The 11667-nt window shown below is 68.0% G+C and carries 15 protein-coding genes; 4 read left to right on the top strand and 11 right to left on the bottom strand.

The genetic code is table 11. The features are described from left to right. The first annotated feature begins 17 nt into the window (after positions 1–17). Positions 18–629: a TetR/AcrR family transcriptional regulator gene (locus NA8_RS17020; RefSeq protein WP_063051380.1), complete on the top strand. Its 612-nt coding sequence runs from the start codon at positions 18–20 to the stop codon at positions 627–629. A gap of 105 nt (positions 630–734) precedes the next feature. On the opposite strand, the gene NA8_RS17015 is transcribed toward NA8_RS17020, so the two are convergent. Further along, entirely contained in the window at positions 735–1598 is an 864-nt protein-coding gene (locus NA8_RS17015) for a helix-turn-helix transcriptional regulator (RefSeq protein ID WP_084466877.1), read from the bottom strand. A gap of 141 nt (positions 1599–1739) precedes the next feature. On the opposite strand from NA8_RS17015, the gene NA8_RS17010 reads away from it, so the two are divergent. Further along, entirely contained in the window at positions 1740–2663 is a 924-nt protein-coding gene (locus tag NA8_RS17010; protein ID WP_063051379.1) for an SDR family NAD(P)-dependent oxidoreductase, read from the top strand. Between the two features lie 114 nt (positions 2664–2777). Here the strand turns inward: NA8_RS17010 and NA8_RS17005 are convergent, their stop codons facing one another. From NA8_RS17005 to NA8_RS16990, 4 genes are all read right to left on the bottom strand, one after another. Next, on the bottom strand, positions 2778–3200 hold the full coding sequence (locus NA8_RS17005; RefSeq protein WP_063051378.1) for a hypothetical protein: 423 nt from the start codon (positions 3198–3200) through the stop codon (positions 2778–2780). A 113-nt stretch (positions 3201–3313) separates the two neighbouring features. Next, entirely contained in the window at positions 3314–4270 is a 957-nt protein-coding gene (locus tag NA8_RS17000; protein WP_169810518.1) for a serine/threonine-protein kinase, read from the bottom strand. Positions 4271–4436: 166 nt separating this feature from the next. After that, the gene (locus tag NA8_RS16995) at positions 4437–4853 is read right to left on the bottom strand and encodes a hypothetical protein (RefSeq protein ID WP_157106752.1); all 417 of its coding nucleotides are present in this window, start codon (positions 4851–4853) and stop codon (positions 4437–4439) included. Between the two features lie 256 nt (positions 4854–5109). Then, the gene (locus tag NA8_RS16990; RefSeq protein ID WP_063051375.1) at positions 5110–6036 is read right to left on the bottom strand and encodes a MerR family transcriptional regulator; all 927 of its coding nucleotides are present in this window, start codon (positions 6034–6036) and stop codon (positions 5110–5112) included. A gap of 71 nt (positions 6037–6107) precedes the next feature. Here NA8_RS16990 and NA8_RS16985 point away from each other — a divergent pair, with 71 nt between their 5' ends. Next, on the top strand, positions 6108–6749 hold the full coding sequence (locus tag NA8_RS16985; RefSeq protein WP_063051374.1) for a maleylpyruvate isomerase family mycothiol-dependent enzyme: 642 nt from the start codon (positions 6108–6110) through the stop codon (positions 6747–6749). A 76-nt stretch (positions 6750–6825) separates the two neighbouring features. Beyond that, on the top strand, positions 6826–7047 hold the full coding sequence (locus NA8_RS16980; RefSeq protein ID WP_063051373.1) for a DUF6011 domain-containing protein: 222 nt from the start codon (positions 6826–6828) through the stop codon (positions 7045–7047). A 205-nt stretch (positions 7048–7252) separates the two neighbouring features. Here NA8_RS16980 and NA8_RS16975 read toward each other — a convergent pair whose 3' ends face one another. The 6 genes from NA8_RS16975 to NA8_RS16955 all read right to left on the bottom strand — a co-directional run bounded on the left by NA8_RS16975 (position 7253) and on the right by NA8_RS16955 (position 11094). Then, positions 7253–7894 carry a class I SAM-dependent DNA methyltransferase gene (locus NA8_RS16975; protein WP_063051372.1) on the bottom strand — a complete coding sequence of 214 codons (642 nt, stop codon included), beginning with the start codon at positions 7892–7894 and terminating at the stop codon, positions 7253–7255. A 245-nt stretch (positions 7895–8139) separates the two neighbouring features. Then, the gene (locus tag NA8_RS33835) at positions 8140–8286 is read right to left on the bottom strand and encodes an NIPSNAP family protein (protein WP_157106751.1); all 147 of its coding nucleotides are present in this window, start codon (positions 8284–8286) and stop codon (positions 8140–8142) included. A 104-nt stretch (positions 8287–8390) separates the two neighbouring features. After that, positions 8391–8951: a putative immunity protein gene (locus tag NA8_RS16970; RefSeq protein ID WP_063051371.1), complete on the bottom strand. Its 561-nt coding sequence runs from the start codon at positions 8949–8951 to the stop codon at positions 8391–8393. Positions 8952–9023: 72 nt separating this feature from the next. Beyond that, positions 9024–9278 (bottom strand): hypothetical protein, encoded by a 255-nt coding sequence (locus NA8_RS16965; RefSeq protein WP_063051370.1) that lies wholly within the window; start codon positions 9276–9278, stop codon positions 9024–9026. Continuing rightward, positions 9278–9676 carry a GlcG/HbpS family heme-binding protein gene (locus tag NA8_RS16960; protein WP_063051369.1) on the bottom strand — a complete coding sequence of 133 codons (399 nt, stop codon included), beginning with the start codon at positions 9674–9676 and terminating at the stop codon, positions 9278–9280. The genes NA8_RS16965 and NA8_RS16960 overlap by 1 nt, the downstream gene beginning before the upstream one ends. 128 nt (positions 9677–9804) lie before the next feature. After that, positions 9805–11094, bottom strand: a complete 1290-nt coding sequence (locus NA8_RS16955; RefSeq protein WP_218019476.1) for an FAD-dependent monooxygenase — start codon at positions 11092–11094, stop codon at positions 9805–9807. Between the last annotated feature and the right edge of the window lie 573 nt (positions 11095–11667).

Below are 11667 nucleotides of genomic sequence, written 5' to 3'. Positions count from 1 at the left end.
ATTGGTACGGTGAGCCCATGGGACGGCCGCGCCAGTTCGACGAATCGAACCTGCTCGACGCCGCGACCGAGCTGTTCTGGTCGAAGGGTTTCGACAGCACATCGGTGGAGGACGTCTCGCTGGCGACCGGCGTCGGGAACGGAAGCATCTACGCCGCCTACGGCAGCAAGCAGGGTCTGTTCCTGGCCGCGTTCGAACGTTATTGCCAGCGCCGCGCGCGTCTGGTCTGCGAGGCCATCGGTTCGGCGGGCGGTTCTGCGCGCGCCGCGGTGCGCGCGCTGTACCAGGCGATCATCGAAGACTGCGCCGCGCAGCCGGATCGGCGCGGCTGCCTGATGATCAACAGCATCGCCCAGCTCGCCGGCCGGATCCCCGAAGTCGCCACCATCGGCAGCCGGACCACCACGGAGATGGAACAGGGCGTCGCCGACCGGCTGCGACCCGCGATGCGCGAGGCCGGCGGCGATGACGAAGCCGCGCTCTCGGCTGTCAGCGCCAATGTCGTGGTCGTCGCCCAAGGGCTGATCCAATTGAGCCGTTTGGGATTCCCCGCGCAGCGGCTGCACGAGATCGCCGATGTGTCGAGTGCCGCCCTGCCACCGGCCTGGGCCGACCAGCCCGTGCACTGACCCGGGTCGAGGACATCGGCCGCCCTCTGTCTCTCCGCCCGAGTGCGGGTGGGCGCCTTGCGCGTCGGCTTGCTCCGACCTGCGTTGGAGGCGGGCGCGCCTGGTTCAGGGAAGCGTGCCCGCCGCCCGGCCATTCGTGACGCGGAGCAGATCGAGCTTCCCCGCGTCGTCGCTTCCGGCCGCGGCCGTGTAGGTGACCATGCGGAGGTCCGCGCCCGGGACGACGAGCACGTCGCAGTCGAGGGTGATGTCGCCGATCTCGGGGTGCCGGATCGTCTTCCGGTCGCTCGTGTGCTGGGACGCGGTCGCCCTCGTCCAGAGCTGGGCGAAGGCCTCGGACGTGGTCCGCAGATCGTGGACGAGGCGATCGAGCCGGGCGTCGGCGGGGTAGCGAGACATCGCGTCCTTCAGATCGGCGACGATCGAGGCCGCGAACGCGCCTTCCGCGCGATCGGACCGGAAGGGGCGGATCGAGGCGCGCGCCGCGCCCGCGCCGAAAACGGCACGCGCGAGGTTGCGCTCACCGGCCGGGACCATCGAGGGGTCACCGTGCAGGGCGCTCCACATGCCGTTCCACCATACGAGCGTCCAGTCGGCGGCGAACACCCCGATCGGGACGTCGCCGAGACGCGCGGTGAGTCGTTGGATGCCCGGGGGCACATGCGTGCCGATCGTCCCGTCCTGGGGCGGCAGGAGCCCGGCTCTGCGGTACAGCTCGTCGCGCTCGGCCCGGGACAGCTGCAGGGCTCGCGCGAGGGCGCCGACCACCTGCGCCGAAGGGTTGCGCGCCCGGCCTTGCTCCAAGCGCAAGATGTAGTCCACCGAGAGCCCGGCCAGCTGAGCGAGTTCCTCCCGGCGCAGGCCCGGAGCGCGGCGGCCGCCCGTCACCGCGAAGCCTGCGTCGGCAGGCGACAGGCGATCCCGCCAGGCATGCAGGAGTTCGCCGAAACCGGAGCGAGCGGAAGTCACGCTTTCATTCTCGCCGCCGCGCGCCGGATCAGCCTGGGTACCGCCAGTCCAGGTGACGGGCGTGGCACTGGTTGCCGAGGGCCGCGGCGGCGACTCTGGAGACGCCCGACCGGGCAGTCGGAGACCGATACGGGAGGTTCCATGCCGTCGACCATCGTGATGACCGGGGCGAGTCGCGGTATCGGCCGCGTCGCCGCGGAGCGCATTCTCCGGGAGGCGCCGCAGGCGCATCTCGTCGTCGCCGCCCGCGGGTCCACCGGCGCACGACTGGCCGCCGAACTCGGCGGGACCGGCCGCGGGGTGTCGCACGTCGCCGTTGACCTCGGCGCACCGGACAGTGTGCGTTCGGCGGCGGGCGAGATCCGCGGCAGGCTCGACCGGGGCGAGCTGCCGCCGCTGCACGGTTTCGTGGGCAACGCGGGGATCCAGTACACGAACGCGCTCACCGAGGGGCCCGGCGGATTCGAGTCCACCTTCGCCGTCAACGTGCTCGCCAACCATCTGTTCGTCCGTCTGCTCGAGGATCGCTTCCAGACCCCGGCCCGGATCGTGATCACGGTGAGCGACACCCACTTCGGCGACTTCGCGCACAACTTGGGAATGGTGCCCGGCCCGGTCTGGCGGTCGCCCGATGTCCTCGCCCGTCCTGGCGGGTTTCCCGAGCCCCGCAGCACCGCCGCCGGACGCACCGCGTACTCGACGAGCAAACTCGCCGCCATCTACCTCGTCCACGAGTACGCGCGCCGCCTGCGGGCCGGGATCGATGTCGTCGGCTTCAACCCGGGATTCGTCCCCGGCACCGACCTCGCCCGCAACGCCGGTCCGGCGTCCCGGTTCGCGATGCGCCGTGTCCTGCCGGTGCTGACCCGCACGCGGTTCGCGACCAGCCCCGCTGCCGCCGGGCGCTGTCTCGCGGACGTCGTCCTCGGCGCCACCGCCGCGCCGACCGGCGCCTATGTCGACCGCGACCGGGTGACCCGCTCGTCGGAGGAGTCGTACGACCCGCGGCGCGAAGCCGAACTCTGGGACGCCCTGGAGCGTTTCATCGCGCCCTACGCCGCGTGAGCCGAGAATCCGTCCGACTCGCCAGGGACTCCTGGCCGGTGGGACCGCCGGCCGACCGCGAAGCAAGCAGGCAGGCAGTCCCGGCGTGGAGTGACCCGCCGATCGCGGCTCAGTTCACAAATAGGGGAAGCAATCGATGTCGCGGTGCGTGAAGCAGGGCTGCTCGACCGGTCGCAGCCAGCGGGCCGGCACCCGCAGCGGTTCGACCTCGGGCAGGCGCACGGGCCGGTCCTCGCCGTCGAACAAGGTCCCACGCACCCGGAACACTCCGTCCGGCAATCCGAGGGCATCGGCTTGCTCGGGAGTCAGCATCACGGCGATGCGCGAGTTCGCGGTGATCCGCAGGCCCTCGACGGTGGTCGGATCGCTGGTGTGATCGACCCTGGTGACAGTGAGCCGGAACCGGCCGCCGCGCAGCCACGACCACGCCCACGTGAGCGAGCCCGGCTGGTCGCAATCGGGGTATCGACTGCGCGGCAGGCGCTGCGGGACCAGCACCATATAGGTGCACCCGACCTCGATATCGCGGGTCCGCATACTTTCAGCGTGACCGCCGCACCGGCTGCTCGCAAGGGAACCGGCAAAACCAGCGCACTACATGGGGGCGAGGCTACGGGTCGAGCGGATGGTTGCGAATGGCACTACCTTCCTCAGTGCATGAGGCGATTGCTGAACGCTTTGCCACCGATCCGTCCGACGGTGACATTCCTCAGCTGCGATCGTGTGAACGTCACTTTCAAGCGGTTCAGTATGGGAGCGAGGGGCCGGGGATCGATGTCGCGGAGTGCCTCGGTGAGCAGGCGGATGGGCTCGCCGCACGAGTCGTAGCGGTCACCGGGGTCCTTGGCGAGCGACCGGTGCAGGATCGCGTCGACTTCGGGCGGGATCCAGCGGTGGCGCGCGGAGAGCGGGGGAGGCGGCTCGTGCGCCTGGGCCTCGGCGGTGGCCATGAGGTTCGCGCGAGCGAACGGTGTGTGACCGGTGAGCAGTTCGACGGCCGAACAGGCCAGTGCGTACTGGTCCGTCGCCGGGAACACGGTGTCCGCTCGTAGCAGCTCCGGCGCGGCGTAGGGCACCGACACGACGACGAAACCATTGGAGGCCAAAGGCGGTTCGGGCCGGTGCAGCCATCGGGCCGAATCGAAGTCCGAGATCTTGACCGTCGCGGGCTCGTCCGTCCCGACCAGCACATTCGCCGGCTTCACGTCGAGATGGACCACCCCGTTGGCGTGGGCGAAGTCGAGTCCGGCCGCGACATGCCGCAGCACGTGGAGCACCTGCCGCAGATCCGGGTGCCGATGCGGCACCAGCGTCGAGCCCGTCGCGCCTGCCACGTACTCGTGCGCCGACCACAGCCTGCCGTCGGTTTCACCGTGCGTGTACATCCGCACGATGTCGGGGTGCCGCAGCGCCGACAAGATGTCGAACTCGTGCACGAACCGAGCGCGCGCCTCGGGCGACCGGCTGTCTTCGGGCCCCAGAATCTTCAGCGACACCGGCCGCGACCATTCCGGATCCTCGGCCAGGTACACCGCGCTGCTGCCCCCGTGTCCGAGCGGGCCCCGCACGACGAATCCCGCGAACTGGTCACCTGGTTCTAGCAGCACCGCCTCACCATAGTTCGCCGCCAGGGGTCGCACGCCGCGGTTCACCCACGTGTGCGCAACGGCACTGCGTCGTCGCAGGCGCCCGTCGGAGCCGGTGGGTACGCTTTCCGCCGACCTGAAGGTTCGTGATGCGAACACCTCAGGCCGGCAGGCAGCAGGGTGAGCGTCAGACGGCGGTGATCGTCAGGGTGTAGCCGGCCGGCCCGCCGTCGGCGGAGGAGACGACGACCTGGTAGTCGTTGCCGTCGGCGACGAGATCGGCATGCGGGACCTCGTTGGCGACCTGCGGCCCGATCAGCGGGGCCACCGAGACGCGGGCATTGCCGGTGACGTCGAAGCTCAGGCGCTGCCCCGGCGCCGTGGCGATGGAGTAGCTGTCGGCCTTGCCCTGGGCGACGTTGCCGCTGGCCTCGATGTGGTTCTGGCCAGGGGCGATCTGCAGGCGCTGCACGACACCGGGGACCGAAGGAATGCCGGGCGCGGCTTGGGCGGTCGCGGCCCCTCCGGCCGCGGTGAAGCTGACGACGGCGAGCACCGCGGGCACGGCACCCACCAACGAACGAAACAGTCGAGATGCGGTCATGGTCATCATCTTTCCTCAGGACGTGTGCGGGATCTCATGCGGCTGTGGTCAATCGGCAGCTATGCGGCCGGAGCTGCGCAGACGGAGGACCGGGCGACACCATCCCGCGGCCTCCTGAGTGTCGTCCGCGTCCGGCGGTCGTCACTGCCTGCCGCGTCTCAGCTCTCCAGGTCCCCGAGGTTCCACCGGGATGCGCACATCGGCAGGCCGCGTCGAGTCGAGGCGCGGACGTCGAGGTGCTCCCGGCGCCGCGCGGTCAGCCGGGTGCGTCGACGGATCGGGTGAGTGCGAGGTAGAGCCAATGATGCGCGGCGCCGACGGTGGGGGTGCGGGTGATTCGGTCGGTGAGGTGCCAGTAGCGGTGGATGCGGTGATCGGCGTCGGTTGCGCCGCTGAGCAGTTCGTGGCGGAACTGTGGCGTGTCGCGGGTGCCGCGGGCGGCGGCGTGGGCGTCGACGAACTGGTCGAGCTCGGGGCCGGGCCGAGGCGGCTGGTGGGTGAGCAGCCGGTGACCGGCGGCCTGGCATGCCTCAGCGACCCCGGTGAGGAGTTCACTCCGGTGGCGGATGGCGGTCCGGTTCGATCGCCAGAACTGGCGTGACATAGCGGCCTGGAGCGCGGGATCCGCAGTGAGAGAGAACAGTTCGGCGTAAGCGGCGATGTGATGGGCAGGTGGGTCGTCCGGTAGGTCGGGCACGTTCATCGTGACGAACTCGTCGAGCAGGCCCGGTGGAATGGGTGTGAGCACGCGTCGCCAGAACGCCACAATCGCGTCGTGTGTGCGGTGGCGGTCCTGGACTGCGGCCAGCACTTCCAAGCGAGCGGCCCGTTGAGTTGACGCGGCGTCTTCGACAGCCCGCAACGAGGCACGCCGCCATGCCAACGCGGTCAGTTCGGTGTCCAGCGCACGACGTTCGGCGGCGACCGCGTCGGCGAGGGAGACGGTGCCTGCGAGGACGTCTGCTATCGCGGTCAAAGAGACGCCGAGCGCACGCAGCCTGCGCACCAGCAGCAGTCGATCGACCGCGGTGCCGGGATCGAAGATCCGGTGCCCCCCGGTGGTGCGGTGCGAATCCAAGATCCCGTGATCGCAGTAGAAGCGGATGGTGCGGACCGGCACGGCGGTCAGCCGCGACAACTCCCCGATGCTCACCGAGCCGGTATGTCGTGTGTCGTCGGTCACAATTGCTGGAACCTCCACCCGGGTGGAGTTCCTACCGTACTGGAACACCCCTGCGGAGAAGGAGCACGCTGATGACCGGTAGCGCGACGATGACGACCGACCAGCTGTGGCGAGCGGTCGTCGCTGAACGGGCGAGTTTGATCGAACTGCTGGAGACTCTGTCGGAGTCCGACTGGAACCGCAGTTCCCTGTGCGAGGGCTGGCGGGTTCGTGATGTCGTCGCCCACATCGTGCTCTCCGCGAACCCCGGCCTCGGCTGGATCCTGGTCAACGTGCTGCGCGCCCGTGGCGACTTCGACCGCGCCATCCGGGAGACCGCGATCCGTCTCGCCGACCGCACCACTCCGGCACAGCTGCTCGCCGCGCTGCGCGAGGGAATCACTCTGCGCTCGACGCCGATCGGCACCACTGCCGCCGATCGGCTGATGGACCTGCTGGTACACGGCCAGGACATCGCGGTGCCCCTCGGCATCACCCGGCAGATGCCCGTCGATGCGACGCGATCGGCTCTAGAAAGAGCCTGGGCCACGAATGGATTCCGAGCCCGCGAGCTGTCGCGATATCACCTCGTCGCCACCGACGCCGGATGGGCCGCCGGTTCCGGACCTCTCGTCGAAGGCCCGGCCGCCGCACTGCTCCTGCTGGTCACCGGTCGCCGCGCCGGGCAGGAACACCTCACGGGCGAGGGCGTCCCGCGGCTGAACACCCACTAGCCGATGAGAATTCGGAGTTCATGTCGGTGCCTCGTGCCAGACTGACGACGTAGTCGCCTGGCCAGAGGAGAACGAAGTGGCCACCATTGATGACCGCCCCACGGTGAGACTGGTCGCCCATTGCCGTCGCTGTCACGGTTGGCTCCTGTCACCGCAATCGGTCGCCCAGGGAATCGGACCGACCTGCGCCGCCCGGGAGCGTGCCGAACTGCGCGCCGAGTCCGCGTGGAATCCGAAAGAGTGGAATCCGAAAGAGTGGAATCCGAAAGAACTGACGTTGTTCGACGTCGCGGCGTGAGTGCGACGCGGTCGCCAGTCGGCAACCTCGGCGGGCTCAGCTGATCGGTCCCCGGTCAGGTGCGCATGATGGCGGCCGCGATAGGGGTGGCATCGGAGAAGGTCTCGCTGAAGCGCAGTGCGCCGTCGCCGTTCCGACGGTGGAGCGGTCGAGCCGATCGCAGCCGCTGTATCGGCCACCGGCTCGCACCGGTGTTCCAGACGGGTTACCCGCCTCGGCGCATCAGCAGATGGCCCCGGCGGAACCGCTCGTTCTCGCACGGTTCACGCAGCATCCGGCCGATTTCGACGAATCCGGCGGCGCGGGCCAGCCTTGCGAGGTCGTCGATCGGCCACCGGTAGGCTGCCGTCACTTTGTGGTCGAACACCGTCACCGGCTCGCTCTCCGATTCGAAGAACGCGAGCAATAGATGTCCACCAGCGGCGAGCACCCGATGGAACTCGGCGAAGTACGAGGGGATGACCTGCGGCGGGGCGTGGATGACCGAGTACCAGGACACGATGCCGCGCAGTTCGCCGTCACCCAGGTCCAAGGCGTCCATGGAACCGACCTCGAACCGCAACTGCGGGTAGGTCTCGCGGGCGAGCTCGATCATCACCGGTGACAGGTCGACGCCGAAGACGTCCAGTCCCAGGTCTCGCAGGTGCGCGGTCACAGGTCCGGGGCCGCACCCGAGTTCGGCGACGAGTCCGGGATCAGTGCTCCGCGCGAGCTCGGCGAACGCGGCGAGCACCGCGCGATCCAGGGCGATGGCCTCGAGATCGTCGCGGGGGAGTTCGGCATAGCGGACGGCGACGGCATCGTAGGCATCTGCCGTCGCGCGAAGGTGCGAGGAGGGTTCGATCACAAGCAAGCACACTAGGGCCTCCGAACACCACGACTTCAGGTAGGACGCCAAATCATCTGTCTCGCAACATAATCCGAGTTCCGCGGCGCACCAGGTCAGATATCCGCAACCTCGGCTCCGCCCTGTGACGGCGAATCGCTCCCGACCTGCGGGCCACTCCGAATCCGTTGTCTCGCCCCGGTCCGCAACCCCGACCCGTGACATGGCAATTGTCGGTCGGGGTTCCGGCGCGGGGCTCTCGACGTTCACCCGGTGGAGGCGGCGACCAGTTTGCGGATGATCATCGGCTCGGCGAGCACGAATTCGAGCACCTGCTTCACGTGTCGGGAGTGCGCGGTCGTGAAGTGTTCGGCGAGTGCCTGCGCGCTGGTCCACTCCTCGACGATCACCATCCGGCCGGCGTGGTTCGGGTCGAGGAAACGAGGCCGGTGACCTGAGAACCACCAGCCGTCGGTGCGGAAATCGGCTGTCTGCCGATGGCGGACCGGCGCCGCAACTACTCGCCCGGTTCGGCCTCGGGGTCATCGTGCCGAAGGGCGGCGTCCAGCATGCGGATCAACTCACCGACCCGTCCACCGCCACCCGGGGCCGCCGGAAAGCGTTTGAGCACGTCAACCACGGCTGGCGTCGCACGATGTGCTGCTTGCTCGACGTGTTGGGCGCCTACGCTCCGATCGTCACCGGCGACAAGCTCGGCCGCTCTCGCCGCGTGAGCGCCTGCCCCGAGAATGTGCTTGACCTGGGTGGCCTTGGCCAACGGATGCAAGTACGCCGCGCCAGCCGCGGACATCGCCGCCTGGGCCGCCTCCCGCGCAGCCGCGGTATCCGCGTCCTTGGATGCCTTCAGCGCCGCCCAAGCCGTGTCGCGCAGCAGTTTTCCTCGCTTACCACCCCGAGCGAACTCCCACGCAGCGTCGATCGCGTCACGAGGCCGCGAGTCGCCCGGCTGATCCGCCTCGAATATCTCGACTGCCACCTGCGCACAGTTGGCGGCGAACGCGGTGACCTCACGAAGATCCTGCACGCTCAGAGCAATCTCGCTCGCTTCCTCTGCCATGGCTCCATCTTCGACCACAGTGCTGGACAGCGATCAGCCCCTGGCCTTCGGACTCGAGTGGAACCGGATGTGTCAAGGAGACGTTGGTGATGATCTGACCGCTGTAAGCGGGTATGCCTCGTTGTTCATCAGCAGCTCGTAAGATCTGCATCGTTCGCTCGGGCTGTACAGATCGGTCTTGACCAATAGTTCGTCGGCGCCGGTGTCATCGACCAGCGCCTGCAGCTGCGGCAGCACAGTCGAAATTGCCCCGACGAACACACCGGTCAGCTCGTCTTTTTCCGACTCTTCGCGCTGACCGTGTTCCCGACGACGTTCCCCATTCATCAGTCCGAAAGGACGGCCGCCGACGCGATCTTGTGATCGACGATCGGGGTTGTCGCGCCGGATACCCCGAGGGCGCCGATAGCGACTACGCCCGCGCGTATGAGCACCCCACCACCGTGTGGCACGAACGGATCGTCAGAGGACACGGCCCCGGGCAACAGATGACCCGGGTCGTTGAGTGGGGCCATCTGAATAGTGTCGAAGCCGAGCGCGATCGCGGCGGCAGCTTTGTGTTGGGCGGAGTCGATGGTAGGCAGCGAGGCGCCGGGCATCCGTGCGAATGCGATCAGCTTGCCGGCGGCATCGACCACTGCGATCGTGACGGTTTCCCGGTGCTCGGCCGCAGCGCGGCGGGCGGCGGCAACCACGGAATCGGCCCGCTCGAGCGAGATCGTCATGGTGTCCAGAATGCCGTACGAACCCGTACACAAGGAATGCCTCCGAGACCTGAGCGGCGCCCCTGGCCGCAACCCTCCCGAGCAGCCGCCCGAGTGAGATCACCGTGACGAAACCTGCCGGAGTGCCGTCATGACCGACGCGCCTGGTACATCGCGAGTTCCCCCCGGCGGGCAGCCCGCCACCACCGCTGTCCGGAGTCGATGCCACGCCGGATCTTGCGCACCACGGGTATCTGGGTGAGCAGGTGTCGCTGGTATCGCCACGGCATTTGTGGCCCGTGCCGAGCCGCCATCGCATAGGCGAACTGCACGGCGCTGCGGTCGAGATATCGGTCGGCGTGTTCGAACCAGATCATGCTGGTACGGGCGGCGGCCTGTATCGGGCGCAGCGCAGCGCGCCGCTGCGCCTCGTAGTTCTCCAGCGCGTCGGCGACCTCGGCATGTTCGTACAGGCTCTGTGCGAGCACGACGGCGTCGACGATTGCCAACCGGGTGCCCGAGCCGATGGTGAAATGCGTCGTGTGCGCTGCATCGCCGAGTAGCACCACGTTGTCGTGATACCAGGTCTTGTTGGTTATCTCGGGAAAGCGGCTCCACCTGGCGAACTCGCCTCGCGTCTTGCTGATCAACGAGTGACCGTCGAGTAGGCGCGTGAATATGTTCTCGAGAACACGCAAGTTCGCCGAGTTGTCCAGGGAATCGAATCCCAGTCCATGCCAAGTCTGTGGTTGGCACTCGATGATGCAAGTGCTGATTTTTCCGGCAACCGACGGGTAGGCATGGAACCAGATCCAACCGGCTGAGGTGTGCTCGAAGGCGAAGGTGAAGCGGGTGAAAACCTTGTCCGTACCGAGCCAGATATATCGATTCTCGCCGAGTGTGACGGACGTGCCGAAACGAGGATCGCCCAGCTGCCGCACCCGGCTGTTCGCGCCGTCGGCGGCGACGATGAGATCAGCGTCGACGAAGCCGGACAGATCGTGGACCTCTTGCCCGTGCTGGACATCGACGCCCAAGTCACTCGCCCGGCGGGAAAGTACGTCCAGCAATGCCGCGCGCCCCATGCTGAACCCGTAGCCCCCGAAGTGCGCGGTCTGGTCGTCGCGCACATGGATTGCCTGTTCACGCCATAGAACCGAGCCGGCGCGCACCCCCCGGGCGCTGTCGGGGTCGTTCCGATACAGAATGTCGAGCAGGTCGTCCCAGTACACGACGCCCCAGCCATAGGTGGATCCGACGGGATCGCGGTCGATCACCGTGATGTCATGCGCCGGGTCGCGCCGCTTCATCGAAATGGCGAAGTACAACCCGGCCGGCCCGCCACCGACACACACAATCTTCATCTCGTCACCGGCTCCAGCCCGATTGGTCGAAACTGACTTCACATGAGCGGCACTTGATGCGACCGAGCCCGGCACGCTGTGCGTGTCCGGGCTCGGTCACCGGCGCTAGAAGCTGCCCCAGCCACCCCATCCGGGTGGGTTGAACCAATTCCAATTCCACCAGCCGGGATTCCCCCAGCCTGGGCCGTTACCCCAGCCACCGCCGTGACCCCAGCCACCGCCGTGACCCCAGCCACCGCCGTGACCCCAGCCACCGCCGTGACCCCAGCCACCGCCGTGACCCCAACCGCCACCGTTACCCCAGCCGGGGCTGTCGACGAGTTGGGTTGCAGAGGTGGGCGTCGTTGCGCGGGCGCTGGGCGCTTGCGCCGCAGCTGCGACGACCGGAATCGCAGCAACAGCGGCTATACCGGTGGCGGCCGCCAACCGGGCGAACTTCGTGTGTGAATTCTTTCTCTCGAACATGATAGGGCTCCAGATACAGTCCCGACCTAGTTGAATCCTACGCTGCTTTGCTGCGCTCCAGAAGTTGCGCGTTGATAAATTCGCGCAGAAACGGGGAGGTCGTCGCCCGGTGTTCTTTCTGGAGTAATTTGCGGGGCGATTGCGGAGTTTGAAGCAGACACCAACGGCTGGCTCAGCTGCTGG

This window comes from Nocardia arthritidis NBRC 100137, from assembly GCF_001612765.1.
Classification (GTDB): domain Bacteria; phylum Actinomycetota; class Actinomycetes; order Mycobacteriales; family Mycobacteriaceae; genus Nocardia; species Nocardia arthritidis.
This window is presented reverse-complemented; position numbering and strand designations above follow the sequence as displayed.